Raw genomic sequence first — 24,488 nt, 5'->3', positions numbered from 1 at the left:
TCCTGGTGTGTGTCATGAATGATCCGCATAGGGGCGCAGCAGGCGCCTTTCCAGCATGAGCGCGGCCTGATAGCACAGCAGGCCGATGCAGGCGATGACGGTCAGCGCCGCGAACATGAGCGGCGTGTCCATCATGCCCTGCGCGGCGATGATGACCGCCCCCAGCCCGCGGCTGGCGCCGATGAATTCGCCCACCACCGCGCCGACCAGCGCCAGCACCACCGCCACGCGCAAGCCGGCCAGGATGCCAGGCAGGCCCGCGGGCAGCTTCAGGCGCAGCAGGGTCTGCGCGCGCGACGCGCCCAGCATGCGGAACAATTGCAGCCGGTTGGGATCGACCTGCCCGAGGCCGGTCAGCGTGTTCTCCATCAAGGGGAAAAAGCAGATCAGCGCGGTCATCACGATGGTGGGCAGCATGCCGAATCCGAACCACAGCACGAAGAGCGGCGCCAGCGCCAGCTTGGGCACGACCTGGCTCACGACGACGTAGGGCTTGAACATGCGATCGAGCAGGGACGATTCGGCCAGGGCCACGCCCATCGCCAGGCCTGCCGCGCCGCCCAGCGCCAGCCCCAGCAGCATCTCGGCCAGGGTCGCGCCGATGTGCGGCCACAGATAGCCCGAGCCCAGGGTGGTCCACAAGGTGCGGACCACGGCCGAGGGCGCGGGCAGCACCAGCGCCGAAATGCCGGCCTGCCGCACGGTGAGCTCCCAGATGGCAAGCAGCGCCGCGAACAGCGCCGCGGCCAGGACGCGCGGATTCAACGCCCGCTTCATGGCCCGTCTCCGGTCATGGCCTGGAAGACACGCGCGCAGGCCTGGTTGAAGGCCGCCTCGTGGCGCATGGCCGGCGTGCGCGGCGCGGGCAGGCTCACCGGGATGTCGGCCACCAGGCGGCCCCGGTGCATGACGCCCACGCGGTCGCCCAGGTATACCGCCTCGCCGATATCGTGCGTCACGAACAGCACGGTCGTGCTGCGCAGGCGGCACATCCGCATCAGGTCGTCCTGCAGCTCGCCGCGCGTGATGGCGTCCAGCGCCGCGAAGGGCTCGTCCAGCAGCAGGAGCGCCGGTTCCAGGATCAGGGCGCGCGCCAGCGCCGCGCGGCTCTGCTGTCCGCCGGACAGCTGCCTCGGGTAGTGCTGCGCATGGCCGGACAGCCCCAGCATGTCCAGCAGGCCCCGGGCGCGCTCGAGGTCGGCGGCGAGCGGGCGGCGCTGCAGCGAAACGGGCAACAGCACGTTGTCGATGACGCGGCGCCATTCCAGCAGCGTGGGCGCCTGGAACATATAGCCCAGTTGCGGACCGGGCGCGGCCGGCGTGCCGTCCGCCCGCACGATGCGGCCCGACCGCGGCGCCAGCAGGCCCGCCGCCAGCTTCAGCAGCGTGGTCTTGCCGCAGCCGCTGCGCCCGACCAGGCAATGAAAACCGCCGGCCTCCAGCCGCCAGTCGATGCCGTCCACGACGGCCGGCCGGCCCGGGTAGCCGTAGCTGACGCCCCGGATGTCGAGAAACGGCATGGCCGCGACCGCGCTCATGACTCGGCTCATGGCTCGTAGGGCGCGTAGGGCTCGGCCGCTGCTTCGGCCGACTGCTCGATCTCGGTCATGCGCACCAGGTCGAGCAGGTTGAAGCGGCCATCATGATGCCAGCCCGCCTCGGGTACGCTCATGGCGCCCAGGGCGCTGATGCGGGTAACGCCCGCCGCGCCCAGCTGTTCGGCGAGCCGGTACAGCTCCTCGGGCGCCGCCGCCACCCCAGCCGTTTGGAGAAAGCTGGCGCGGCCGGCCAAGGCGCGGCCGGCCAAGGCGCGGCCGGCCACGGCGGCGGCCACCTCGTCCAGCGAGCCGATGGCCGCGACGACGATGCTGCGCTGCGTCGCGGTGGGCGCCAGCTCCTGCGGCGCGTCGGCGTAAACCACGGTCCACGCCGCGCCGGGATCGCCCAGCAGCGCGTCGCCGGCTCCCGCCGCCTTCCATTCGATGGACTGCCGCCATTTCGCGAGCGCCGCCGACTCTTCCAGGTCCAGCGCGCGGCGGGGATAGCGCCGCTGCAGGTTGGCCAGCTCGCCGGCCAGGTAGCCGGCAAATTCGCGCGGGGCCACCGCGCCGCCGCGCTGCACGTAGAACATGTGCGGCGAGTAGCAGCCCTGCTGGTCGTAGCGCATTACGTCCCAGGCGGCGCGCCGGGCCACGGCCGGGGCGTTCACGGCGTCCAGCGCCGCCGCGCTCACCACACCGAAGCCCAGCTTGTGGCCATGGGCGAGGAAGCGCGTGGTGACCGGCAGGCGGCGCTGGATGGCCTGCAGCGCCTCGTTGCCGCCATAGGCCACCACGGCGTCCGCCTGCGCATAGAGCGCGTCGGCTTCATCGCCGCCCGCGCCGCGCCACCACACCACTGCCAGGCAATCGGCCAGCGGCGGATGCGCCTCGGCCAGCAACCGCGCGAACCAGCCGGCGAACAGCGGCTCGGCGCTGGGCACCTTGCCAATGCTGCCGGCCTTGACCAGCAGCCCGCAGACCAGGCTCCACAGCGCCAGCGCGGGCACGTTGCCGGCCCAGGTGTGCGCCAGCAGCCCCGGACCGTAGGCGCGCACCGCGCCGCCCTTGGCCGCGGGCTGGAAGCCGTCCAGCACCTTCGGGTTGGGGAAATCCTCGGCCACGAAACGATGCAGCTGCGGCGCGCGAAAGGTCTTGAGCAAGCCGGTCAGTCCCAGGCGGACCATCTCGGCGTCATAGCCGCTGACGAACGGCAGCAGCGCGTCGGCCCGCCGGCGGTAGGGATCGTCGCGGTCCAGCAGCCGGCCGACGGCGCGGTCGATCACGGCGATGATCTCCGACACCGTCATGGTCTTCAGATGCTGCGCGCTCGCGCGCCGCACGCGCGCGGCCAGGGCCTCCATCTGCGGCGCGGACAGCACCGGCACGGCCACCTCGAGCCGTTCGCCGTCCCGCTCGAAAGACAGCGCCTGCCATTGGACCTCGGCCGCGGCCAGCCCGGGCAGATAACCCGCCTCGACCCGGCGCGTGTTCATGGCGCGGCCGACCGGATGAATTCTTCGACCGCCAGCGAGCAGCCCTTGGCCTGCGCGCCCCCGGCCCGCCCCAGGAGCAGGAACCCGCCCTCGGCCGGCTGGCCCACGTCCTCGGTGAGGATGGTGCTGACCGAGTTGAAGTTGCCCAGGTCGCAATGCGCCAGGATCCCGCGCTCGCCGGCCGGCACCGTGCGGCCCGTGGCCGGGTCCACCAGGCGCGACCGTATCCAGTGCGGCCCCGACTTCACCGACGGCACGACGGCATTGCCGTCGTCGTAGAACTGGGTGCTCAGCTCGGTCATGCCGTACATGTTGATGCACAGCGCGCGCGGCACGCCCAGCAGCTCGGAAAGCGACGAGTAGAAGTCGTCCAGCGGCAGCTCGCGCGACTGCCCCTTGTAGCCGCCCGTATCGAGAATGCGGCTGCCCGGCGGCAGGCGGAAAGAGCGGCCTTGCCTGCGCATCGCGTCGATCACGTGCACGAAGCCGTAGCTCGCCCCGAGCAGCGCATAAGGCTCGCCCTGCCGCTCGGCCTGCTCCAGCGCCTGCCACAGGCCGTCCAGGTCGATGCCCTGCGGCGACATGAAGTATCGGCTGCCGGCCGCGCCGAACCCGGATTTGGCCAGCGCCAGATAATGCGCCAGCGAAGAGTTCGGCATGGCGATCTCATCGGGGAAAAGAATGCCCATCGGCAGGCGCTCCGCGCCCTGCATGAAGCGCCGCGCGAAGTTGCGCGTCATGGAAAGGTCGTAGACGTCCAGCCGCGGATGGAAGTGCCGCCCCCGCGTGTCGGCGCGCGTGGTGCCGCTGGTCATGAATACGCGCTCCGCCGGCGAAGGCGCTTCGCAGCGCAGCTCCATCGCCTTGAACGCGTCGATGGGCACCGGCGGGATGTCGCTCCACGTCTTTACCGTGCGCAGCGTGGCGCCGCGGCGCTGGCAGAAACCGCGGTAGGCGGCGTTGGCGCCGTACTGATACGCAAACAGGCGCAGCGCGAGCCGGTCGAACTGCTCGTCGATGCAGCCGTCCTGGGCGATGAATTCGAGAATGTCCGCGACCGGCGGTTCGGCGTAGTTCATGGGCTTTCGTGTTCCTGTACCTGGAAGCTCCGAAGCCCGCCCGTGCCGGCGGCGCCGGCATGCGCCCCCTCGTCGAGGTCAATGCTCTTCTTACGCCGGCATGAACCGGGTCAAGTTCGCGGGTCTGGATCTCAGCACTGGCGTGCACCCCGGAGCAAGCGCAATGTTAACCCGCAATGACGAGGGCGCCTAAATAGGGACAGCGGCGGCGCGCCGTCCCGCTATCGAAACCGCCGCCCCTCAAGCGGCGTCGATGCGGACCCGGCCCGACCGCAGCAGCTCGGAGATTGCCTGCACCTCGGCCACCAGGCGCTTTTCCAGGTCCGCCGGCGTGCCGCCGACCGGCACGAACCCCTGCTCCACCAGCCTGGCGCGCACGCCGGCGTCGGTCAGCGCCTGGTTGATGGCGCGGTTCAAGGCGGCCACCGCATCGTCCGGCGTACCCGCGGCCACATAGGTGCCGAACGCGATCTCGGCCTCGAAGCCCGGGAAACCCGCCTCGCCCACCGTGGGCACGTCGGGCAGGCGGTCGAGCCGCCCGGCGCTGGTCACCGCCAGCGCGCGCAGGCGGCCGGACTGCACATGCTGCTCGGCCGCCGCCACCGTGGCGAAAACGAACTGGATCTGCCCGCCCAGCAGATCGGTCATCATGGGCCCGGTGCCGCGATACGGCACGTGCAGCACGTCGATGCCGGCCCGGCTGCGGAACCGCTCGGTGGCCAGGTGCTGCGGCGTGGCATTGCCCGGCGACCCGAAAGTCAGGTCGCCCGGAGAGCGTCCGGCCCATTGGACCAGCTCCTGCAGCGTCCGGGCGGGCGCCTTGGGATTGACCACCACGAGATAGGGCGAGCGCGCGATCATGCACACGGGCTTCAGCTCCGCGCCGATCTGCGAAACCGGGCGGCTGTAGTAGCGGACCGACGGCACCAGCCCCGAGAACAGCAGCGTATTGCCGTCCGGCGCCGACTTGGCCACGTACTCCGCGCCCACGATGCCGCTGGCGCCCGGCTTGTTTTCCACCACGACCGTGCGGCCCAGCAGCTTCTCCAGGCTGAAGCCCAGCGCGCGGCCCAGCACGTCGGTGCCGCCGCCCGGCGGAAACGGCACGATCACGTGCAGCGGCGCCGCGGCCGCCTGCGCGCGCAGCCCGCCCAGGCAGGCCAGCGTGCCCAGGGCCCCGAGCGCCGCGAGCATTTGTCTGCGTTCCATGAGTTGTCTCCTTTCTTTATGCGTGCGGACGGGATCAGGCGGCCTGGCCGACCGCCCTGCCGTCCAGGAAAGCTTCGAGCGCCGCCGCCACCCTCGGCGCGTTCTCGACCGGCAGCATGTGCTTCTGCTCCGGCACCACGTCCAGCATGGCGCGGGGAATGGCCGTCGCCAGCTCCGCGGCCATGCGCGGCGTGGAGCCCGGGTCTTGCGCGCCGGTCATCACCAGCGTCGGGCACGCGATGCGGGGCGCGGCCTGCGGCAAGACGTCGCCGCCGGCGGCGAACAGGCGGTATGCCGCCAGGAAGTCCGGCTGCCGGTTGTCCAGCAGGCGCCGCCTGAAAGCGGCCACGCGTCCGGGGCGCGCCTGGCGGAACGCCGGCGAAAACCAGCGCTCGACGGAGGCATCGGCCGCGGCCTCGCGGTCGCCGCTCTCGGCCTGCCGCAAGCGGGCCTGCACCGCCTGGATTTCCGCCGCATCGCGCCGGAACACCGTGCTCATCAGCACCAGCCTGCCCAGCTTGCCGGGATGCCGGGCCGCAAAGCGCCCCGCCACCAGACCGCCCATGGAATAGCCGAGCACGCAAGGCCGTTGCAGGCCCAGGCCGTCTATCACCGCTTCCAGCTGGGCCACATACGCGTCCAGATCGGGCTGCCCGTCCGGCAACGGCGTCGCGCCATGGCCCAGCATGTCGTAGCGGATCACTTCGCAGACGCCGTCCAGCGCCAGCGCAAGCTCGTCCCACATGCCGCGATCCAGCCCCACCCCGTGAATCAGCACCACGGGCGCGCCCGAGCCGCTGCGCGACACGCCGCTCAGCGGATTCATGCCTGCCCGCCGGGCTGCGCGCCCAGTTCCTGCATGTCCTGGTAGCGGTCGCCGATACGGTGATGCGGCCGCCCGCCCACGCTCGCGCCCAGGGCCACGACGATCTCGCCCGCGGCAGGCGCATCGGCAATCGTGGTCTGCACCGTCAGGTAATGCGAGCGCATGCCCTCGTCTTTCTTGTGCATCATCGGCACCACGATCGGGCAGCCCATGGGGCCGCGCGAATTCGTGAAACTCAGGTAGCTGGTGCCGCCCACCGCATTCCGGTACTTGTTGCCGAAACGCAGCGTGTGGATCAGCGCCGACGCATGCTCCACCTCTCCGTCCGCGCCCACCACGGCGGCCTTGCCATAGCCCTCGACGCGCTCGCCCGAACCCGCGTGGCGCAGAATTTCCCCGACCAGCAGCTCGCCCAGCGGCGGCGCGATGCGCAGGATCTCCGGGCGCAGGTCTTCGGTGAACGGCTTGCCCGCCCACGGATTCTTCACCACGGCGGCGCTCAGGATCATCAGCAAGGGCCGGGCCGCCTCCTTGCCGCCTTCGATGCGCGTCTCCTCGATGTAGGAAACGACTTTGCGTACTTCCAGTGCCATGTGGCCTCCCTTGGTTGCAGCGTTATGGTCGGGGGGCCGGGAAGTTTTGGCAAATCAAATTAATGAAAATAAAATTCAGAAAATCCAAATTAAGCCGCGAGTTTCGCCATGGAGCCCTTCAAGATCCAGCACCTCCGCCAGTTCGTGGCCGCCGTGGACAGCGGCAGCTTTCTGGCGGCGGCCCGCGCCACGTTCCGGTCCCAGGGCGCAGTGTCGGCCGCCATGGACGATCTGGAGCGGCAGGTCGGCGCCCCCCTGTTCGAACCCGGCAAGCGCGCGCTGCCCACGCCGCTCGGCCTGAGCCTGCTGCCGCTGTTCCGCGAGCTGCTGGCCGTGCACGACCGCGTCCGCCTGGAAGCCAGCGAACTCGCCCAGGCCCGGCAAGGCTCGGTGGCCCTGGCGGTGATGCCCTCGCTGGCCGACGAGTGGTTGCCCGACATCCTCTCCCGCTACGCGCGCCAATGGCCGCGCGTGCGCCTGCGCGCCGTCGACATCCCTTCGCAGGCCGTGCGCCAGATGGTGCTGAGCGGCGAAGCCGACATCGGCATCGCCGGCCTGCTGGCCGACGACCCGCGGCTGGAGTTCCGCCCCCTGGCGCTCGATGAGTTCGGCATCATCTGCCCCGCCTCGCACCGCCTGGCCAGGCTGCCGCAGCCGGTGGACTGGGAAGCGCTGCAAGGAGAACGGCTGATCGGCAACGCCACTTTCGAGGCGCTGCGCCATCCCGACATTCCGCCCTGGATCGCCGACCCCGGCATGGTCGTCACCAACCGCGCCTCCCTGATCGCCAGCGTGCGGGCCGGCCTGGGCGTCACCATCCTGCCCATGCTGGCCCGGCCCGCACGCAAGCACAGGCTCGCATTCGTGCGCCTGCACCGGCCGGTCATTGCCCGGACGGTGGGCCTGCTCACCCGGCCCGGGCAAACGCTTTCGCCCGCCGCGCAGTCCATGTATGGGTTGCTGGTGGAACTGATGGGAGAACCGGCGCGGGCATTGCGCCGATGACGACGCCGGGGCGACTCCCATCGTGCCTCGACGCCGCGACAGCTTTTACTCCACCCAGGCAGAGCGAGCCCAGATAGCGCGCGCGCAATCGTGCTTCGTCGCGTTTGAGCCGTTCCGCCCAGCCGGACATCCGCTGGCCGCGCTGGCCGCGCCGCGGTATGACGTGACGCATATGGGCGCCGTCTCGCAGCGGCATCCCGCCGGGCCTCGCGCGGCCGCCCTGGACACACAATTTCACAGCTCCGGGCCATCCAAATGCGACGGCCCGCATCAAGCGCCGCGAGCCCCCTCCATGAATCCGAAATTAGCGCCCCGCTAACGCCGCGTTCCGCTATTTCAAATTCCGGGCGCAACCGGCTTCGACCATACTGGGGCCGCGTCGAGACAGCGCGACGGTTCTCGACAGATGCCGGAGAAAGCCATGGTTGCGTTCCTGTCGAACAAGGGCGTGCGCGCCCTGTTGTTGCCGCTGTTGCTGGCATGGCTGTCCCTGACCGGCGGCCAGTCCGCCCGGGCGGCGGACCCTGAGCTCGAAGCCGCCGCCAGAAAGGAAGGCAGCCTGGTGGTGTACGGCTGCGATCCGCCCCAGACGCCGGTCTACCTGGAAGCGTTCAAGAAGCGCTATCCCGGCATCCAGGTCAGTTCCTACCTGGCGGGTTGCTGGCAGATCTATAACCGCCACGTCACCGAGCGGGGCGCGCGCAAGCAGGCCGCCGACGTCTTCTTCTCGCTGGAAGACGTGTTGACCCGCATGCAGGACGAAAGGCTGCTCGCGCCCTATCGTTCTCCCGAACTGAAGAACTTCCCGGCGTCCGCGGCGCCGGAAGGCAAGGACTTCCAGCGGGTCAAGGAACTCATCCTCGGCATCGCCACCAACAAGAGCTATCTGGACGGCGTGCAGCCGCCGCAGGACTGGTTCGACTTCGCCAATCCCCGTCCCGACTGGAAAAACCTCATCACGTTCTACGATCCGCGCACCTCGTCGGCCGCGTTCTCGCTGCTCGCCGCGCTGTACCAGAACTTCGGCGAAGAAAAGACCATGTCCATCTACCGGGGCCTGGTCCAGTCCGGAGCGGAGCTGACGCCGACCACGCCGGCGGGTCTTTCCAAGCTGCTGTCGGGCGAACGGCCGCTGATGTTCTACGTGGTCAACAACCACTACAGCGGCGCGGTCGCCAAGGGCGCGCCGCTGGAGTTCATCGTGCCGAAATCCGGCACGGTGGCCACGCCGTTCTCGGTGGCGGTGCTCAAGGATGCGCCGCACCCGGCCGCGGCCCGGCTGTTCGTGGATTTCATGATGAGCGACGTCCAGGACATCGTACAGAAGGCCAACGAATATGCGCTGCGCAACGGTTCCGCCCCGCCGCGCGGCATGCCTGAGCTGGCGTCGGTGAAGACGCTTCCGCTGGACATCGCCGCGGCGCTGCGCGACCAGGAAAAGCTCATCGGCATGTGGAAGCGCGCCACCGGCATCCAATAGCCCAGCCCCCGTTCCCAGGCAATCCCTACTCATGTCCATCGTCCTCCAGGGCCTGGAAAAGGCGTTCGGGCCCAGCCGCGTTCTGCAGGGCGTGACCGAAACCTTCGACCAGGCGCGCATCTCGGTGCTGCTCGGGCCCAGCGGCTGCGGCAAGACCACCACGCTGCGCTGCATCGCCGGCCTGGAGCGCCCTTCGGGCGGCCGCATCCAGATCGACGGCCGCACGGTCTATCAGGAAAGGCCCGCCGTATGGGTAGCCCCGGAGCGGCGCAACGTCTCGATGATGTTCCAGTCGTATGCCATCTGGCCGCACATGACCGTGTTCGACAACGTCGGCCTGCCTTTGCGCGCGGCAGGCGTCGACCGGCGGCGCATCCGCCAGGCGGTTACGGCCACGCTGGAACTGGTGGGCCTGGACGCCTATGCGGCGCGCAACGCGACGCAGCTCTCGGGCGGACAGCAGCAACGCGTCGCGCTGGCCCGCTGCATCGTGTCCGAATCGCCGGTGATCCTGATGGACGAGCCGCTCAGCAACCTGGACGCCCGGCTGCGCGTGGCCATGCGCTCGGAGATCCGCGACCTGCAGAAGCGGCTGGGCCGCACCATCCTGTTCGTCACGCACGACCAGGAAGAGGCCATGTCTCTTGCCGATACGCTTTACCTGTATCGCAACGGCAGCGTGGTGCAGAAGGGCGCGCCCAAGGACGTGTATGACCATCCCGCCAGCGGCTATGCCGCCGAGTTCCTGGGGCGCGCGAACCTGATCGGGGAATTCGACTGGAGGAGCGCCGGCGACGCCTCCGAAGTGGTGCTGCCCGGCGGCGCCGTGCTGCGCACCGGGCTGCGCGAGCGGCCCGCCGAAGGCGCGCGGCTGTGCATCCGGCCGGAAAAATGGCGCATCGTGGACGCCGACGGGCCGGACGTGCTGCGCGGCCGCATCGAGCAGGCGAGTTTCGTCGGCGACCGCACCGAGTACCGCGTCGCGACCGATGCCGGCAGCATGCTCGCCGTGCAGCTGGACGGCGAACTGCGCCAGCCGGGCGAGCAGATTGGGCTGGCGGTGCGCCCCGGCGACATCGGGATCGTGCGGGAGTAGCCCATGCTGACCCGCGCCACCCCGCCGTCCCCGGAATCGCTCCAGACCGCCGCCGGCGGCGCGCTGCGGCAAAAGCTGCCCATGCTGCTGTACACGCTGCTGCTAGGCGTGTTCGTGACCGCGCTGATCGTCGCGCCCCTGGCCTCCATCCTGTACCGCTCGGTGGTCGATCTGGACGGCGGCGGCATCCGCTTCACCAGCCGCTATTTCGAGGCCGTGCTGGGCGGCGAAGTCTATTGGGTCGCGCTGTGGAACACGCTGCTGGTGTCGCTGGGCGCATCGCTGGTCGCCACCGCCATCGGCGTCGTGCTGGCCTGGCTGTTCGTGCGCACCGACGCGGCCGGCGGCGCCATGCTGGAGTGGGTCTGCCAGCTTCCCATCTTCATACCGCCCTTTGTCGGCGCGGTGGCCTGGTCGCTGCTGGCGGCGCCGCGCAGCGGCATCATGAACCGCCTGCTCGTCTCCGCCGGGCTGCCGGGCGCGCTCGACGTCTACAGTCTCACTGGCATCCTGCTGGTGATCGGAATGTACCTGGCGCCCTATGTGATGATGATCGTGGCCGCCAGCCTGCGCAGCATGGACCCCAGCCTGGAAGAGGCCGCCCAGGTGTGCGGCCTGACGCGGCTGCAGACGGCGCGCCGCATCACGGCGCCGCTGCTGGCGCCCGCCATCCTGTCGGGCGCCGCGCTGGCCTTCACGATTGCGCTGGGGCTGTTCGGCACGCCGGTCGTGCTGGGCTGGGCGCGGCAGATCCTGATGCTGACTTCGCGCATCTGGATCAGCTCCCAGGAGGTGCCGCCGGCCTATGGCGTGATGGCGGTGCTGGCCATCTACCTGCTGTTGCTGTCCAGCCTGGCCACGTGGCTGCAGCACGCGGCCCTCCGGGGACGCTCGTACGTCACCGTGAGCGGCAAGGGCTACCGGCCCGCCCTGCTGGGCCTGGGCGCCTGGCGCTGGCCGGCCAGCGGGCTGGCGCTGCTCTATGTCGCGGGCACGATCCTGGCGCCGATCGCCGTCCTGGTGGCGGCCGCGTGCTCGCGCTACACCTGGTCGGGCCAATACGATCTGGCCAACATGCTCGCCGCGCTGTCCACCGACGACGTGTGGTTCACCCTGCGCAACAGCGTGACGATCTCCGTGCTTTCGGCCACGGCCGCCACCGTGGCGGGCATCCTCATCTCCTGGGCGGTGGTGCGCACCCGCCTGCCCGGCCGCGACCTGCTCGAATACCTGGTGCTGCTGCCGATCTCGGTTCCGGGCATCGCCTTCGGCGTGGGATTCATGCTGGTGTGGATCGGCCTGCCGCTGCCCGTCTACGGCACCATGCTCATCATCATCCTGGCCTTCGTGGGGCGCTTCACCGCCTATGCCGTGCGCTCCATCTCCGCCAGCCTGGTCCAGGTCCATCCAGAGCTGGAGGAAAGCGCGCGCATCTGCGGATACGGGCCGATCCGCACTTTCACGCGCATCACCCTGCCGCTGATCCTGCCCAGCATCATCGCGGCCTGGATGCTGCTGTTCAGCTTCTTCATGACCGAGCTGTCCATGGTGGTGGTGCTCTACACGGCCCAGAACCGGACGTTCTCCGTGCTGGCCTTCGAGGCCTGGAACGTGGGGGACTTCTCCCGACTGGCCAGCTATTCCCTGCTGCAGATGGCGGTGGGCATGGCGTTCATGGCCGCGCTCAAGCTGGTTCTGCGCCGCCGCGCCGCGCCCCGCGCGCTGCGCCCCCTGACGCCGGCCTGAGATCCGTTTCCCGTTTACTGCCGCCCATGCGTGGCGGGCATCATTCAATGGAGAAAGTGCGATGAAACCGAAAAACCTTCTGATGGAAACCATGCAGTCCGGCCGCACGGCGCTGGGCGTCTGGGCCAACGACCCGGAAACCGTCGAACTGTGCGCGCACCTGGGCCTGGACTGGATCATGATCGACATGATGTTCACCGGCATGGACTTCCGCGACGTGCAGAACATGATCCGCGCCTGCGAAGGGTCGGGCATCACGCCGGTGGTGCGCATGCATACCAACCCCTGGCACGGCTACGACGCGCGCATCGGCGTGGACCTTTCGCGCCTCCAGGGCATTGGAGCGGAATACGTGCTGATTTCGCACTCCGGCCTGCGGGAAATCGCCGAAGCCCTGGAGATCGCCAAAGACTGGCATCGCCGCGCCTTGTGGGTGCACCCTTTCAGCGGCAGCGAGTGGGCCGCGCGCACGGACGAAATGGCCGCGTCCACCTACATCATTCCTCACATGGAAAGCCAGGGGGCCATCGACGACTTCGACGACATACTGGACCTGCCCGACCTGAAAATGTTCTTCTTCGCCATGACCGACCTGAGCAAGGTGCTGGGCGGCAATGCCAAGAAACCGAACTTCGACGCTCCCGAGCTGTGGCGGATGGTGGACAAGGCGGTGAGGAAAGCGCGCGAACGCGACATCATGCTGGGCGCCAACACCAGCTACGCCTATACGCTGGACGAAATGCGCCAGCGCGTAAAGCGGCTGCACGACGCCGGCTTCAATTTCATCATGATCCAGGGCGCCCAGTTCCTGCTCCAGGTGGCCATGATGGAGTTCCTGCCCCGCGTGCGCGCAGACCTGGGGCTGGATTGACGCCGCCCGCGCGGGGCTGCCCGCGCCGCTGGCCGCCGGCGGATTCCTCGACGAACATATCGACCAGTTCCCGCGCGAACGGCTCAAGCTCGTCCAGGCTGCGCATGCAGACGTTGAGCCTGCGGGCCGCCCAGCCGTCCGAGAGCCGGATCACCGAGATCTTCCGGGTAAGGGCGCTGGCGTCGGCCACCGACCGCGCTATGACGCCGATACCCACGTTGGCCTCCACCAGCCGGCAAACACTGTCGAAATTTCCCACCTCGGCGCGGAACCTGAACGGCCTGCCCACGCTGGCCGCGGTATGCACCAGAAAGGAATGGATCGCGCTCCATTCCGACAGTCCGACATAGCAGTAGTCCAGCGTGTCGGAAAACGCCACCTCCGCGCGGCCGTCCAGGGGATGGCCATGCGGCACGATGAGCGCCAGGTTGTCCTCGCGGCACGGCAGGAATTGCAGGTTTTCGCAGGGCGGACGTCCTCCCACCACGCCCAGGTCCGCCGCCCCTTCCGCGATCGCCTTGACGATCTGGTGGCTCAGCCGCTCGCGCACCTCGATGTCCACGTCCGGATGCAGCGGCAGAAAGCGCCCGAGCACGGCGGGCATCACATCGGCCATGGAAGTGGTGTTGCCCATTATCCGGATCAGCCCCCGCGCACCGCGCTCGAACTGCTGCATGTCGGTGTGCACGCGCTCGGCCTGGGCCATCATGGCGTGGGCGTGCCGCTTCAGCGCCTCGCCCGCTGGGGTCAGCGTTACCCCCTGGTGCGTGCGGTAGAGCAGCCGGGTGCCGAAGGCGTCTTCCAGATTCTTGATCCGTATGCTCGCCGCGGGCGCGGACAGGTGCGACTTCTCCGCGCCGCGCGTCAGGCTGGAGGAATCGCCTATGTTGATGAACAACTGCATATCCGTGAGATCGAAATGGATAGACATGGCAACTACCCCTTGTGACGCGATTCGCGCATCATTGCGCAGCATGCGCGGCCAATGCCGCGAAGATCGCCCATGACCGGCCCGAATGCGGGCCGGGCGCCGATCCTCCTCCTGCCCGGCTTGCGCCGCCGCGGAGCGGCCCAGCCTGTGGAAAAGTGTACTGTCGAAATGCCGCGCAGGAGGCGCATGGGCCGTGCGGTCCCGCGGTCCGGGCGCGTGCGTCCGCCCCCTATTCCACGGATTTGCGCTCGATCTCCGCCTGTCGGTGCAGCGCGTCACGGTCGAGAACGGTGAGGCCGCCATAGTGCGTGCGCAACACGCCGGCACGGGCCAGCCGCATCAATGCCGCATTGCAGCGCTGGCGCGACACGCCGCACAGGCTGGCGATTTCCTCCTGGGACATCCGCAGGCGCCCGCTGGTGTCCGAATGCGATTGCGCCGCGAGCTGCGCCGCCACGGCGCGCGCCACCATGGTGTCCACGTCCAGCAGCACATTGCCGGTGTAGCTCGCCATCAGCCAGTCCACCCGCTGCGCCAGATGTTCCATCAAGGTCTTGGTGAACGCGATGTTGTTGTTCCACAGCCGCTCGCAGGTGTCGCGCGGCAGTATCACCACGCGGCTCGGCCGCAAGGCCACGACCTCGTACTCGAAACGCGCGCCCCGGATCATGGTGGCCTCGCCGAACCAGCTTCCCGTGCTGAAGCCCGCGAGCGACAGCGTCTTGCCGTCGGCCCCGCGCGACGACCATTTCACGAGCCCATCCACCACGCCGTACCAGCCGGGCGAGCGCTCGCCCGCGCGAAACAGGTACTCGCCCGCCCTGAGCGACACCATGCGGAGCGCGGCGCGGATTTCCGCGCGCTCCGCGTCCGGCAGGCCGTTGTACCAGGGCACGACGCCCAGCATCGTGTCCACCGCGTTTTGCGCCTGCCGCTGCCGCGCGCTCAATGGTTGCTCCCCCGTGTCCGCAGACGCCATGCGCATCGCTTCCTCATCGCCGGCCACGTGGCCTGGCCCAGGTAAACCCTAGGGTTCTTTGTCACCATGGTGACTGTCTGCGCGACAGACCCGGCCACAGAATAAGGAAGCCCGTCGGGCCAAAAAACATAAGAGGAGACAGGAATGTTGTCAATGTCGCGCGCGATGTCCGCCGCCGCAGTCTGCTGCGCCGCCCTGTCCGCAGGGCCTGGCGTTGCCCATGCTCAGGTTTCGGACGACGTCATCCGGATCGGGTTCATCACCGACCTGTCGGGCGTGTACTCGGGCCCGGACGGCCCCGGCGGCGTGGAAGCCATCAGGATGGCCATCGAGGAGATGGGCGGCGCGATCGACGGCAGGAAAATCGAGCTGCTCACCGCGGACCACCAGAACAAGGCCGACATCGCGTCGGCCAAGGCGCGGGAATGGTTCGACCAAAAGGGCCTGGACATGCTGATCGGCGGCACGAACTCCAGCGCGGCGCTCGCCATGTCGCGCGTGGCCGCCGAGAAGAAGAAGCCCATCATCGTGGTCGGCGCCGGCGCCCCGGCGCTCACCAACGAGCAGTGCACGCCCTATACCCTGAACTACGCCTACGACACCGTCGCCCAGGCGCGCGGCACCGGCGGCGCCGTGGTCAAGACGGGCGGCAAGACCTGGTACTTCCTGACCGCGGACTATGCCTTCGGCCACGCCCTGCAGGCCGACACGACCCGCGTGGTCCAGGCCGCGGGCGGCGCCGTGCTGGGCTCGGTCAGCCATCCGCTGTCGGCGAGCGACTTCTCCTCGTTCCTGCTCCAGGCGCAAGGCAGCAAGGCCGAAATCCTGGCCCTGGCGAACGCCGGCGCCGACGCCACCAACGCGATCAAGGCAGCCAACGAGTTCGGCGTCACGCAGACCATGAAGCTGGCCGGCCTGATCATGTTCATCAACGACATCCACGCCCTGGGGCTGCCGACGGCGCAGGGCATGTACCTCACGGATAGCTGGTACTGGAACGGCTCGGACGACGCCCGCGCCTGGAGCCGCGAGTTCTACAAGCGGCACAAGGCCATGCCTTCCTCGCTGCAGGCCGCCGACTACTCCGCGACGCTGCAATACCTGCGCGCCGTCAAGGCCACCGGCACCGACGACGCCGAGCAGGTGCTCGCGTACCTGCGCGCCAACAAGCTGAACGACATCTATCTCAAGGACGGCGTGGTGCGCCCCGACGGCCGGGTCGTGCACGACATGTACCTGCTGCAGGTCAAGACGCCCGGCCAGTCCAAGGAACCCTGGGACTATTTCAACGTCGTGCAGACCATCGACGGCAACGAAGCCTTCACGAAAAAGGCCGAGAGCCGCTGCGCGCTGTGGAAATGAGCAGCACCCGCGCGCCCGCCCCCGCGCGGTCCCGCCCGACACACACCCGAGAGAGCCCCCCATGGCAAAACGCAAAGTAATCGTCACCATCGCCCCGACCGGGGGCATGGCATTCAAGAGCCAGAACCCCCGCCTTCCCACCCAGCCCGCCGAAATCGCCGAAGACGTCTACCGCTGCTACAACGCGGGCGCCAGCGTGGCCGCCCTGCACGCGCGCCGGCCCGACGACCAGGCCACCTGCGACGCGTCGATCTACCGCGAAATGAACCGGCTTATCCGCGATCGCTGCGACATTGTGCTCAACAACTCCACCGGCGGCGGCGTGCACGGCGACATGGTGAAAGAAACCTCGCCCGGCACCTGGGAGATCTTGTGGGAAGAACGGCTCAAAGGCATGGACGCGGGCGCCGAGATGTGCACGCTCGACGCCACCACGCTGAACCTGGCCTTCGGCGACCGCGAATACCTGATGAACACGCCGCTCAGCAAGGCGCGCGAACTCGCCGCCGGCATGAAGGCGCGCGGCATCAAGCCCGAATGGGAGGTGTTCAGCCCCACCCACATCATCCAGGACGCCACCACCCTCATCAACGAGGGCCTGGACGACGGGCCGCCCTTCATCAACCTGGTCATGAACGTGCACCGCAACTTCCAGAACGCCATGCCCTTCTCGCCGCGCCATCTGCAAATGATGGTCGACCTGCTGCCCAGGAACAGCGTCTTCTGCGTCAGCGGCATCGGCCCGTCGCAGCTCGAGGCGAACATCAGCGCGCTGCTGCTGGGCGGCCACGCCCGCGTCGGGCTGGAAGACAACCTCTACTACCGCCACGGCGAGCTGGCCAGCAACGTGCAGCTCACCGAACGCATCGTGCGCATCATCCGCGAGCTGGACATGGAGCCGGCCACCCCGGCCGAGGCGAGGGAGATCATGGGCCTGCCGCGCACCGACGGCCCCCGGCCGGAATTCGCGGTGTGAGCATACGCTGCAAGCCGCCGCCCGCCCCCCTCACTTCCGGCCGGCGCCCGCCTCGTACCAGCGTTTGCTCCGGTTGACCAGGTGCACGACCAGCAGCATCGCCGGCACCTCGACCAGCACGCCGACCACGGTGGCCAGCGCGGCGCCCGAGCGGAACCCAAACAGGCTGATCGCGGCCGCGACGGCCAGCTCGAAGAAGTTGGACGCCCCGATCAGTGCGGACGGACACGCAACGCTGTGCCGCTCTCCCGCCCGGCGGTTGAGCCAATAGGCAAGCCCGGCGTTGAAGAAGACCTGGACCAGGATAGGCATCGCCAGCATGGCGATCACCAGCGGCTGGCGGATGATGGCCGCGCCCTGGAACGCGAACAGCAGCACCAGCGTCGACAGCAGCGCAGCCATGGAAAAAGGCCCGATGCGCGCCAGAGCGGCCTCGAAGGCCGCCTGCCCGCGGCGCAGCAGCGAGCGGCGCCACAGCTGGGCGAGAATGACCGGGACGACGATGTACAGCCCCACGGACACGAGCAGCGTATCCCAGGGCACGGTAATGGACGAGAGGCCCAACAGCAGGCCCACGATGGGCGCGAAGGCGAACACCATGATCAGGTCGTTCAGCGCCACCTGAGACAGCGTAAAGACCGGATCGCCGCCAGTAAGCCTGCTCCACACGAAAACCATGGCCGTGCAGGGCGCCGCGGCCAGCAGGATCAGTCCGGCGACATAGCTGTCCAACTCGCTGGCCGGCAGCCATGGTGCGAACACCTGGCGCACGAACAGCCAGCCCAGGAACGCCATCGAAAACGGCTTCACCGCCCAGTTGATGAACAGGGTCACGCCCATGCCGCGCCAGTGTTGCCGGACCTGGCCCAGCGCCCCGAAATCCACCTTCAGAAGCATGGGAACGATCATCACCCAGATCAGGGCTCCGACGGGCAAATTGACCTGCGCGACTTCGAGGCGCCCTATCGCCTGGAAAACCGCGGGCATGAGCCGACCCAGGACGACCCCGAGCACGATGCAGAAAAATACCCACAGCGACAGGTAGCGTTCGAAGACGCCCATGCCGGCGCGCGGCCCCGGAGCGGGCGCCGTGTGACAGCGCAACGACATCAGGCTGCTCCCGCCATCCGGCCAATGCCGCCCAATTCGGCCTGCAGCGACAGCGCATCCAGGCGCTCGAACGGCAGGCGCGCAAAAAGCCCGATACGCCGCTTGAGCACGCGCGCCGTGTCGTGGAATGCCTTCCGGCGCTCGTCTTCGTCTCCTTCGACGGCAGCGGGGTCGGGAATGCCCCAATGCGCCGTCATCGGGTGGCCGGGCCAGACGGGACAGGTTTCGCCGGCCGCGTGGTCGCAGACCGTGATGATGAAATCCATCTTCGGCGCGCCGGGAGCCGCGAACTCGTCCCAGCTCTTGCTCCGATAGCCGTCGGTGGGCAGGGCGTAGAACTGCAGCGTGGCCAGGGCGAGCGGATGAACCTCGCCCCTGGGAGCGCTGCCCGCGGAGTACGCCCAGAAGCGCACGCAGCCCAGGCCATTGAGCAGGCCTTCGGCAAGAATGGAACGGGCGGAATTGCCCGTGCAGAGAAACAGCACGTTATAGGGAGAGTGCAACATCGGCGCTCCTGGCGGCAGGCGGGCCGTCTCCGGCTGGGACGGCCTGTATGGACAGGCACATCAACACGACGCGCAACTCCCGGGAGCAGACACTTCGCAAGGCTCGCCCTGGCAGCAATACTCGGTCAGATAGCCAAGCAATCCGTTCATCCGGGAAAAGTCGGCGCGGTAAATCAGGTTGCGGCCTTGCTGCTCCACCGAAACCAGGCCGGCATGCGACAGCGCTTTCAGGTGAAACGACAGCGTATTGCGAGCGACGCCCAGCTCATCGGCAAGGTCGCTGGGCGTCCGGCCGGCCGGGCCCGCCACGACCAGGGCGCGGAAGACCCGCAGCCGTTGGGCATGAGCCAGGGCCCCCAGCGCGAAGACAGCCTGATCTTCATTCATGATTCGATAATACAACGTTTATTGAATTAATGTTCGCCGCGACAGGGAAACCGGGCAGTCCTGCGGCATTGGCGAACAGCCCGCAGGCCGGTGCGCCCTACGCGTACTCCAGCAGAATCCTCGCGCAAGCCTCGGGCGCCAGCCTTGGAATATCGTGCGCGCAATCCAGGCGATACGTGGCCCATTCGGGGTCCTGCCGCAGGCGTTCGTACTGCTCAATGAACGGGCTTCCCTCCCATCCGAACGCGGCGATGAAAGCCTTGCTGCGGACCTTGCGCCAATCGCCCGTCAACCTGATCGCCTGCAGAAAAGTGGCGATGGGATGAGGACGACACCGCCTGTCGAGGTGCGCCGCGGGCGCGCAGTTCAGACCGTCGGCGGCCACGCCCGCAATAAAGCGGTCCCGGTAATTGCGGGTGGTGAGCGACCAGACCGACGCGCCGTCATCCGGTACGTAGGCATCGGCGTACACCAGCGCCTTCAGGCGCGACGGCTCCTTGTCCGCCGCGCCCGTGACGACCATGCCCCCGTATGAATGCCCGACCAGAATGGCGGGCGCATCGCCTCCGCGTATCGCCTGCACCGCTTCGTCGATGTGCCGGTCGAGGTTAACGCCCGCCGCCGGTTCGTCGCCCAGCCCCGACAGCGTGAGCGCCTGCACGTCGTGGCCTTCGCCCGACAGCGCCTCGCCGACGGCATCGAAAGCCCAGCCCCCGTGCCAGCCGCCCGGCACCAGAATGAATCTCGCCATTTGCTCTACCCTCTCGGAGGTGCGTGTCGAACCGGCGCGCGCAGGGTCGCCTCGCAAACCAAGCTCTCCAGACGGGAACAGTACACCTTCGTGGGCATCCCCGGGCCAGATAAATCTGAGCAGGCGAGGCATCAGAGCCGGTCGGTGAGGCGCCAGATGCATTGGGTATCCCACCAGGCTTGCCCCATCACATAGGATGGCGCGCCAAAATGCCAAGAATCCCTCGAGTGAAGTCTGCCGGAGATCCACTTGGCGGAACTGCTCAGGCCCTCCATTCTTATCAAAATGTAACAACCCCATCCCACCCCTTGAACCCTCGGAACTCATCCCTATAATTAGCACTCGACACCGGCGAGTGCTAACAACGCTTCGCCGGGGCTAACCGAACTGATCAACATCTTCTATAGATACAGGAGTTCCCCCATGGCCCTGCGTCCCCTGCACGATCGCGTGATCGTCAAACGCCTGGACAACGAGCGCAAGACTGCCTCGGGCATCGTCATCCCTGACAGCGCCGCTGAGAAGCCGGACCAAGGCGAAGTCATCGCCGTCGGCCCGGGCAAGAAGACCGAAGACGGCAAGGTGCTGCCGGTCGACCTGAAGGCGGGCGACAAGGTGCTGTTCGGCAAGTACGCCGGCCAGTCCGTCAAGGTCGATGGCGAAGAACTGCTCGTCATCCGCGAGGACGAAATCCTCGCCGTGATCCAGTAATACTGCCTAACCGAAGAATCTAGGAAGGAAGCTAACAATGGCTGCCAAGCAAGTACTGTTCGGCGACGACGCCCGCGTGCGCATCGTCCGTGGCGTGAATGTCCTCGCCAACGCTGTCAAGACCACCCTGGGCCCCAAGGGCCGCAACGTCGTGCTGGAGCGCTCGTTCGGCGCCCCGACCGTGACCAAGGACGGCGTGTCCGTGGCCAAGGAGATCGAACTGAAGGACAAGTTCGAGAACATCGGCGCGCAACTGGTCAAGGACGTTGCCTCCAAGACCTCCGATAACGCCGGCGACGGCACCACCACCGCCACCGTGCTGGCCCAGGCCATCGTTCAGGAAGGCCTGAAGTACGTTGCCGCCGGTTTCAACCCCATCGACCTGAAGCGCGGCATCGACAAGGCCGTGGCCGCCGCCGTCGAGCAACTGAAGAAGCAGTCCAAGCCGGTCACGACCAGCAAGGAAATCGCCCAGGTCGGCTCCATCTCGGCCAACAGCGACAGCTCCATCGGCCAGATCATCGCTGACGCGATGGACAAGGTCGGCAAGGAAGGCGTCATCACCGTCGAAGACGGCAAGTCGCTCGAAAACGAGCTGGACGTCGTGGAAGGCATGCAGTTCGACCGCGGCTACCTGTCGCCCTACTTCATCAACAACCCCGACAAGCAAGTCGCCGCGCTGGACGATCCGTACGTCCTGATCTTCGACAAGAAGATCAGCAACATCCGCGACCTGCTGCCGGTGCTGGAGCAAGTGGCCAAGTCGAGCCGTCCGCTGCTGATCATCGCCGAAGACGTCGAGGGCGAAGCCCTGGCCACCCTGGTGGTGAACAACATCCGCGGCATCCTGAAGACCACCGCCGTCAAGGCTCCGGGCTTCGGCGACCGCCGCAAGGCCATGCTGGAAGACATCGCCATCCTGACGGGCGGCACGGTGATCTCGGAAGAAACCGGCATGTCGCTTGAAAAGGCCACGCTGCAGGATCTGGGCCAGGCCAAGCGCATCGAAGTGGGCAAGGAAAACACCACGATCATCGACGGCGCCGGCGACAGCAAGTCGATCGAAGCCCGCGTGAAGCAGATCCGCGTGCAGATCGAGGAAGCCACGTCCGACTACGACCGCGAGAAGCTGCAAGAGCGCGTGGCCAAGCTGGCCGGCGGTGTTGCCGTGATCCGCGTGGGCGCTGCCACCGAAGTCGAAATGAAGGAAAAGAAGGCCCGCGTCGAAGACGCCCTGCACGCGACCCGCGCTGCGGTGGAAGAAGGCGTGGTGGCTGGCGGCGGCGTTGCGCTGCTGCGCGCCAAGCAGGCCATTGCCGACCTGAAGGGCGAAACGGCCGACCAGAACGCCGGCATCAAGCTGATCCTGCGCGCCGTGGAAGAGCCGCTGCGCACCATCGTCACCAACGCCGGCGAAGAAGCCAGCGTGGTGGTGAACAACGTGCTGAACGGCAAGGGCAACTACGGTTACAACGCCGCGACCGGCGAGTACACCGACCTGGTCGAGCAAGGCGTGCTGGATCCCACCAAGGTGACCCGCACCGCCCTGCAGAACGCCGCGTCCGTGGCCAGCCTGCTGCTGACGGCCGAGGCCGCCGTGGTCGAACTGGCCGAAGACAAGCCCGCTGCCCCGGCCATGCCCGGCGGCATGGGCGGCATGGGCGGCATGGACTTCTAAGTCCCGCCGTCACGGCCCTGCCAGGCCCGGGCTTGCCCGGGCCGAGCAAATCCTGAGAACCCCCGGGTCCTTCGCCCCCGGGGGTTTTCTTTTTTGCGCGGACAAGACCGCGGCCGGCCCCGGGGCGCCGCGCGTACGTTTTCCAACAATCTGACAGTGTCGGGCGCAAGCATGCGTCCCTACAATGAAGGCTTCCAGTCTGCGAGCCTGTTCCATGCGTCTGCCCTCCCACCTGCTGCGTGCGCTGCGCCCCTCCGAGATCTGGGGGCTGCTGATGGATTCCGCCAAGCAATGGTCCGCCCATCGCGCGTCGAGCAAGGGCGCGGCGCTGGCGCTGTACATGGTGTTCTCTCTGGCGCCGATGCTGATCCTGGTGATCGCGGTGGCGGGCGCGTTTTTTGGCGAAGACGCGGTGCGGTCGGAGCTGTTCGCGCAGTTGCGCGACCTGACGGGCGAGCGCGGGGCGGAGGTGATACAGACGGTGCTGGCCAGCGCGCATGAGTCGGGCAAGGGCTGGATCGCGGCGCTGATCTCGATTTTCGTGCTGATTTTCAGCGCGACCACGGCGTTCGCGGAGCTGAAGGCAAGCCTGGATGATCTGTGGGACGCCTCGGCCAATGCGCGGGGCGGGCTGCACGGCATGGTGCGCAGCCGGATGCTGTCGTTCGGGCTGGTGCTGGTGCTGGCGGTGTTCCTGCTGATTTCGCTGTCGGCGAATGCGGCGCTGGGGGCCGCGAGCAAGTACTACGGCGATCTCTGGGCGGCCTCGCAGCTGGCGATGGCGGCGCAATGGCTGTCGTCGGCGTTTTCGTTCTGCATCGTGGTGGCGCTGTTTGCGGTGATCTATAAGCTCCTGCCCAGCGCGACGATTTCCTGGCGCGACGTGATACCGGGGTCGGTGGTGACGGCGGCGCTTTTCCTGGTGGGCAAGTGGGCCATCGGCCTGTACCTGAGCCGGGGCGCGGCCGTGTCGGCCTACGGAGCGGCGGGGTCGCTGATCGCGCTGCTGCTGTGGATCTACTATTCGGCGCAGATTTTCTTTTTCGGGGCGGTGTTCACGCGGCAGTTCGCGCTGCGGTTCGGCAGGACGGAGCCGGTCAGCGCTGCGCCAGGCGCTCCGGAAGACGCACATTGAGCCGGGCGCTCCACGCGCCCATGTCTTTCCACAGCGCATCGGGAACCGGCAGGCCGTGCCGGCTGCGCTCGGCCTGCGCCTGGGCCTCGGGGTCGCCGGGCAGGCGCGGTCCGCCGGGCTCGCCGCGCAGTTCGGCCGCCATGGCGGCGACGGCGGCGGCCAGGACGGCCCCGCCGGCAAAGCGCGCCGGGTCGATGGCAATGAAGAACGCGCCGAGTTCGCGCGGCCGTTCGAGGTCTTCGTACATCGGCGGGATGCGCGGCCCGCAGGGGTTGCCGTTCAGCGGCCCGCACAGCAGGTCGATCATGAGGGCGAGCCCGTACCCCTTGTAGCCGTAGGCTGGGCCGCCCAAGGGGCGCAGCGCGCGCACGGCCGCCGGGTCGGCGCAGTCCGTTCCGTCGCCGTCCAGGGCCACGCCGCCCGGCAGCGGCTCGCCGTCGCGGCGCGCGTTCATGACGCGGTTCCAGGCGATGGAAGTGGTGGCCATGTCCAGGCACAGGGGTTCGCCGCCGGCTTGCGGAAAGGCGAAAGAGAGCGGGTTGGTGCCGAGAAAAGCCCGCTTGCCGCCGTGCGGCGCGGCGATGGCGTCGGAATGGGTGAAGGCCATGCCGATCAGGCCGCGCCGGGCGATGGCGCGGCTGTAGAGGCCGATGGCGCCGCAATGGGAGCTGTCGCCGACGCCGACGGCGCCGATGCCGGCCTCCGCGGCGAGCTCCGCCGCCAGGCTGCAGGCGCGGTGGGCGAGGACGATGCCGTGGCCGCGCCCGCCGTGCAGTTGCGCGGTGCCGGCCGCCGTGCGCCGGACGGTCACGTCGGGCCGGGGCAGGATGGAACCCCGGGCGACGCGCGCCAGGTAGTGCGGCAGGCGCGCGATGCCGTGCGAATCGATGCCCCACAGGCTGGTCTGCGCCAGGCTGTGCGCGAGCAGGAGCGCGTCGTCTTCGGTGAAACCCTGGGCGCGCAGGCAGGCGGCGGCCCAGGTTTCCCAGTCGGAAGCGGCGATGCGCAGCGTCTCCCGCATGA

24 protein-coding genes and 1 riboswitch are annotated in these 24,488 nt (G+C 68.3%); of the genes, 10 read left to right on the top strand and 14 right to left on the bottom strand.

Annotated features, from left to right (window positions below; all coding sequences use genetic code 11):
- Positions 1-12: 12 nt before the first annotated feature.
- From NGJ44_RS02250 to NGJ44_RS02220, 7 genes are all read right to left on the bottom strand, one after another.
- Positions 13-777, bottom strand: a complete 765-nt coding sequence (locus tag NGJ44_RS02250) for an ABC transporter permease (protein WP_053244243.1) — start codon at positions 775-777, stop codon at positions 13-15.
- Entirely contained in the window at positions 774-1,538 is a 765-nt protein-coding gene (locus NGJ44_RS02245; RefSeq protein WP_053244242.1) for an ABC transporter ATP-binding protein, read from the bottom strand. Before NGJ44_RS02245 ends, NGJ44_RS02250 begins: the two co-directional genes overlap by 4 nt.
- An 8-nt stretch (positions 1,539-1,546) precedes the next feature.
- Entirely contained in the window at positions 1,547-3,034 is a 1,488-nt protein-coding gene (locus NGJ44_RS02240) for an acyl-CoA reductase (RefSeq protein ID WP_251862971.1), read from the bottom strand.
- The gene (locus NGJ44_RS02235; protein WP_251862970.1) at positions 3,031-4,113 is read right to left on the bottom strand and encodes a LuxE/PaaK family acyltransferase; all 1,083 of its coding nucleotides are present in this window, start codon (positions 4,111-4,113) and stop codon (positions 3,031-3,033) included. Before NGJ44_RS02235 ends, NGJ44_RS02240 begins: the two co-directional genes overlap by 4 nt.
- A 70-nt stretch (positions 4,114-4,183) precedes the next feature.
- Positions 4,184-4,275: riboswitch (TPP riboswitch) on the bottom strand.
- Between the two features lie 78 nt (positions 4,276-4,353).
- Positions 4,354-5,322 (bottom strand): Bug family tripartite tricarboxylate transporter substrate binding protein, encoded by a 969-nt coding sequence (locus tag NGJ44_RS02230; protein WP_251862969.1) that lies wholly within the window; start codon positions 5,320-5,322, stop codon positions 4,354-4,356.
- A 34-nt stretch (positions 5,323-5,356) separates the two neighbouring features.
- Complete coding sequence (locus NGJ44_RS02225) at positions 5,357-6,148, bottom strand: alpha/beta fold hydrolase (protein ID WP_251862968.1); 792 nt, start codon at positions 6,146-6,148, stop codon at positions 5,357-5,359.
- Entirely contained in the window at positions 6,145-6,741 is a 597-nt protein-coding gene (locus tag NGJ44_RS02220) for an amino acid synthesis family protein (RefSeq protein ID WP_251862967.1), read from the bottom strand. Before NGJ44_RS02220 ends, NGJ44_RS02225 begins: the two co-directional genes overlap by 4 nt.
- A 108-nt stretch (positions 6,742-6,849) precedes the next feature.
- On the opposite strand from NGJ44_RS02220, the gene NGJ44_RS02215 reads away from it, so the two are divergent.
- The 5 genes from NGJ44_RS02215 (at position 6,850) to NGJ44_RS02195 (ending at position 12,939) form a co-directional block, all read left to right on the top strand.
- On the top strand, positions 6,850-7,746 hold the full coding sequence (locus tag NGJ44_RS02215) for a LysR family transcriptional regulator (RefSeq protein WP_053244237.1): 897 nt from the start codon (positions 6,850-6,852) through the stop codon (positions 7,744-7,746).
- A gap of 421 nt (positions 7,747-8,167) precedes the next feature.
- Positions 8,168-9,226 (top strand): ABC transporter substrate-binding protein, encoded by a 1,059-nt coding sequence (locus NGJ44_RS02210; protein WP_053244236.1) that lies wholly within the window; start codon positions 8,168-8,170, stop codon positions 9,224-9,226.
- A gap of 31 nt (positions 9,227-9,257) precedes the next feature.
- Positions 9,258-10,322, top strand: a complete 1,065-nt coding sequence (locus tag NGJ44_RS02205; RefSeq protein ID WP_053244235.1) for an ABC transporter ATP-binding protein — start codon at positions 9,258-9,260, stop codon at positions 10,320-10,322.
- A 3-nt stretch (positions 10,323-10,325) separates the two neighbouring features.
- Positions 10,326-12,068, top strand: a complete 1,743-nt coding sequence (locus tag NGJ44_RS02200) for an ABC transporter permease (protein ID WP_082308244.1) — start codon at positions 10,326-10,328, stop codon at positions 12,066-12,068.
- Positions 12,069-12,129: 61 nt separating this feature from the next.
- Entirely contained in the window at positions 12,130-12,939 is an 810-nt protein-coding gene (locus NGJ44_RS02195) for an aldolase/citrate lyase family protein (protein WP_251862966.1), read from the top strand.
- Here NGJ44_RS02195 and NGJ44_RS02190 read toward each other — a convergent pair.
- Together NGJ44_RS02190 and NGJ44_RS02185 are read right to left on the bottom strand one after the other, a co-directional pair.
- Entirely contained in the window at positions 12,854-13,870 is a 1,017-nt protein-coding gene (locus tag NGJ44_RS02190) for a LysR family transcriptional regulator (protein ID WP_082308243.1), read from the bottom strand. The two genes, NGJ44_RS02195 and NGJ44_RS02190, sit on opposite strands and share 86 nt — an antisense overlap.
- Positions 13,871-14,099: 229 nt before the next feature.
- Positions 14,100-14,819, bottom strand: a complete 720-nt coding sequence (locus NGJ44_RS02185) for a Crp/Fnr family transcriptional regulator (RefSeq protein WP_235489025.1) — start codon at positions 14,817-14,819, stop codon at positions 14,100-14,102.
- Between the two features lie 183 nt (positions 14,820-15,002).
- Here NGJ44_RS02185 and NGJ44_RS02180 point away from each other — a divergent pair, with 183 nt between their 5' ends.
- Entirely contained in the window at positions 15,003-16,211 is a 1,209-nt protein-coding gene (locus NGJ44_RS02180; RefSeq protein WP_082308242.1) for an ABC transporter substrate-binding protein, read from the top strand.
- 61 nt (positions 16,212-16,272) lie between these two features.
- Positions 16,273-17,187: a beta-keto acid cleavage family enzyme gene (locus NGJ44_RS02175; protein ID WP_053244231.1), complete on the top strand. Its 915-nt coding sequence runs from the start codon at positions 16,273-16,275 to the stop codon at positions 17,185-17,187.
- A 30-nt stretch (positions 17,188-17,217) separates the two neighbouring features.
- Here the strand turns inward: NGJ44_RS02175 and arsB are convergent, their stop codons facing one another.
- The 4 genes from arsB to NGJ44_RS02155 form a co-directional block, all read right to left on the bottom strand.
- Positions 17,218-18,297 carry an ACR3 family arsenite efflux transporter gene (gene arsB, locus NGJ44_RS02170; RefSeq protein ID WP_251862965.1) on the bottom strand — a complete coding sequence of 360 codons (1,080 nt, stop codon included), beginning with the start codon at positions 18,295-18,297 and terminating at the stop codon, positions 17,218-17,220.
- On the bottom strand, positions 18,297-18,803 hold the full coding sequence (locus NGJ44_RS02165) for an arsenate reductase ArsC (protein ID WP_251862964.1): 507 nt from the start codon (positions 18,801-18,803) through the stop codon (positions 18,297-18,299). The genes arsB and NGJ44_RS02165 overlap by 1 nt, the downstream gene beginning before the upstream one ends.
- A 60-nt stretch (positions 18,804-18,863) precedes the next feature.
- Positions 18,864-19,190, bottom strand: coding sequence for an ArsR/SmtB family transcription factor (locus NGJ44_RS02160; protein ID WP_053244228.1), 327 nt, complete (start codon positions 19,188-19,190; stop codon positions 18,864-18,866).
- Between the two features lie 97 nt (positions 19,191-19,287).
- A complete protein-coding gene (locus NGJ44_RS02155; RefSeq protein WP_053244227.1) occupies positions 19,288-19,941 on the bottom strand; it encodes an alpha/beta fold hydrolase in 654 nt (217 codons plus the stop codon).
- 423 nt (positions 19,942-20,364) lie between these two features.
- Here NGJ44_RS02155 and groES point away from each other — a divergent pair, with 423 nt between their 5' ends.
- From groES to NGJ44_RS02140, 3 genes are all read left to right on the top strand, one after another.
- Positions 20,365-20,652, top strand: coding sequence for a co-chaperone GroES (groES, locus tag NGJ44_RS02150; RefSeq protein ID WP_053244226.1), 288 nt, complete (start codon positions 20,365-20,367; stop codon positions 20,650-20,652).
- Positions 20,653-20,689: 37 nt separating this feature from the next.
- A complete protein-coding gene (gene groL / locus NGJ44_RS02145; RefSeq protein ID WP_053244225.1) occupies positions 20,690-22,330 on the top strand; it encodes a chaperonin GroEL in 1,641 nt (546 codons plus the stop codon).
- 214 nt (positions 22,331-22,544) lie between these two features.
- Entirely contained in the window at positions 22,545-23,465 is a 921-nt protein-coding gene (locus NGJ44_RS02140) for a YihY/virulence factor BrkB family protein (RefSeq protein WP_053244224.1), read from the top strand.
- Here the strand turns inward: NGJ44_RS02140 and NGJ44_RS02135 are convergent.
- Complete coding sequence (locus NGJ44_RS02135) at positions 23,428-24,486, bottom strand: Ldh family oxidoreductase (RefSeq protein ID WP_251862963.1); 1,059 nt, start codon at positions 24,484-24,486, stop codon at positions 23,428-23,430. The two genes, NGJ44_RS02140 and NGJ44_RS02135, sit on opposite strands and share 38 nt — an antisense overlap.
- Positions 24,487-24,488 lie beyond the last annotated feature (2 nt).

The sequence above is a fragment of the Achromobacter sp. Marseille-Q4962 genome, from assembly GCF_943737005.1.
In the GTDB taxonomy this organism is placed as follows: domain Bacteria; phylum Pseudomonadota; class Gammaproteobacteria; order Burkholderiales; family Burkholderiaceae_B; genus Achromobacter.
This window is presented reverse-complemented; position numbering and strand designations above follow the sequence as displayed.

Bases quoted from the DNA above. Each gene is read 5' to 3' on its own strand.
- NGJ44_RS02235 (WP_251862970.1), bottom strand. From the start codon at position 4,113: ATGAACTACGCCGAACCGCCGGTCGCGGACATTCTCGAATTCATCGCC.
- NGJ44_RS02215 (WP_053244237.1), top strand. From the start codon at position 6,850: ATGGAGCCCTTCAAGATCCAGCACCTCCGCCAGTTCGTGGCCGCCGTG.
- NGJ44_RS02165 (WP_251862964.1), bottom strand. From the start codon at position 18,803: ATGTTGCACTCTCCCTATAACGTGCTGTTTCTCTGCACGGGCAATTCC.
- NGJ44_RS02220 (WP_251862967.1), bottom strand. From the start codon at position 6,741: ATGGCACTGGAAGTACGCAAAGTCGTTTCCTACATCGAGGAGACGCGC.
- NGJ44_RS02240 (WP_251862971.1), bottom strand. From the start codon at position 3,034: ATGAACACGCGCCGGGTCGAGGCGGGTTATCTGCCCGGGCTGGCCGCG.
- NGJ44_RS02195 (WP_251862966.1), top strand. From the start codon at position 12,130: ATGAAACCGAAAAACCTTCTGATGGAAACCATGCAGTCCGGCCGCACG.
- groES (WP_053244226.1), top strand. From the start codon at position 20,365: ATGGCCCTGCGTCCCCTGCACGATCGCGTGATCGTCAAACGCCTGGAC.
- NGJ44_RS02190 (WP_082308243.1), bottom strand. From the start codon at position 13,870: ATGTCTATCCATTTCGATCTCACGGATATGCAGTTGTTCATCAACATA.
- arsB (WP_251862965.1), bottom strand. From the start codon at position 18,297: ATGTCGTTGCGCTGTCACACGGCGCCCGCTCCGGGGCCGCGCGCCGGC.
- groL (WP_053244225.1), top strand. From the start codon at position 20,690: ATGGCTGCCAAGCAAGTACTGTTCGGCGACGACGCCCGCGTGCGCATC.
- NGJ44_RS02160 (WP_053244228.1), bottom strand. From the start codon at position 19,190: ATGAATGAAGATCAGGCTGTCTTCGCGCTGGGGGCCCTGGCTCATGCC.
- NGJ44_RS02135 (WP_251862963.1), bottom strand. From the start codon at position 24,486: ATGCGGGAGACGCTGCGCATCGCCGCTTCCGACTGGGAAACCTGGGCC.
- NGJ44_RS02140 (WP_053244224.1), top strand. From the start codon at position 22,545: ATGCGTCTGCCCTCCCACCTGCTGCGTGCGCTGCGCCCCTCCGAGATC.
- NGJ44_RS02250 (WP_053244243.1), bottom strand. From the start codon at position 777: ATGAAGCGGGCGTTGAATCCGCGCGTCCTGGCCGCGGCGCTGTTCGCG.
- NGJ44_RS02180 (WP_082308242.1), top strand. From the start codon at position 15,003: ATGTCGCGCGCGATGTCCGCCGCCGCAGTCTGCTGCGCCGCCCTGTCC.
- NGJ44_RS02155 (WP_053244227.1), bottom strand. From the start codon at position 19,941: ATGGCGAGATTCATTCTGGTGCCGGGCGGCTGGCACGGGGGCTGGGCT.
- NGJ44_RS02200 (WP_082308244.1), top strand. From the start codon at position 10,326: ATGCTGACCCGCGCCACCCCGCCGTCCCCGGAATCGCTCCAGACCGCC.
- NGJ44_RS02230 (WP_251862969.1), bottom strand. From the start codon at position 5,322: ATGGAACGCAGACAAATGCTCGCGGCGCTCGGGGCCCTGGGCACGCTG.
- NGJ44_RS02245 (WP_053244242.1), bottom strand. From the start codon at position 1,538: ATGAGCGCGGTCGCGGCCATGCCGTTTCTCGACATCCGGGGCGTCAGC.
- NGJ44_RS02210 (WP_053244236.1), top strand. From the start codon at position 8,168: ATGGTTGCGTTCCTGTCGAACAAGGGCGTGCGCGCCCTGTTGTTGCCG.
- NGJ44_RS02175 (WP_053244231.1), top strand. From the start codon at position 16,273: ATGGCAAAACGCAAAGTAATCGTCACCATCGCCCCGACCGGGGGCATG.
- NGJ44_RS02205 (WP_053244235.1), top strand. From the start codon at position 9,258: ATGTCCATCGTCCTCCAGGGCCTGGAAAAGGCGTTCGGGCCCAGCCGC.
- NGJ44_RS02225 (WP_251862968.1), bottom strand. From the start codon at position 6,148: ATGAATCCGCTGAGCGGCGTGTCGCGCAGCGGCTCGGGCGCGCCCGTG.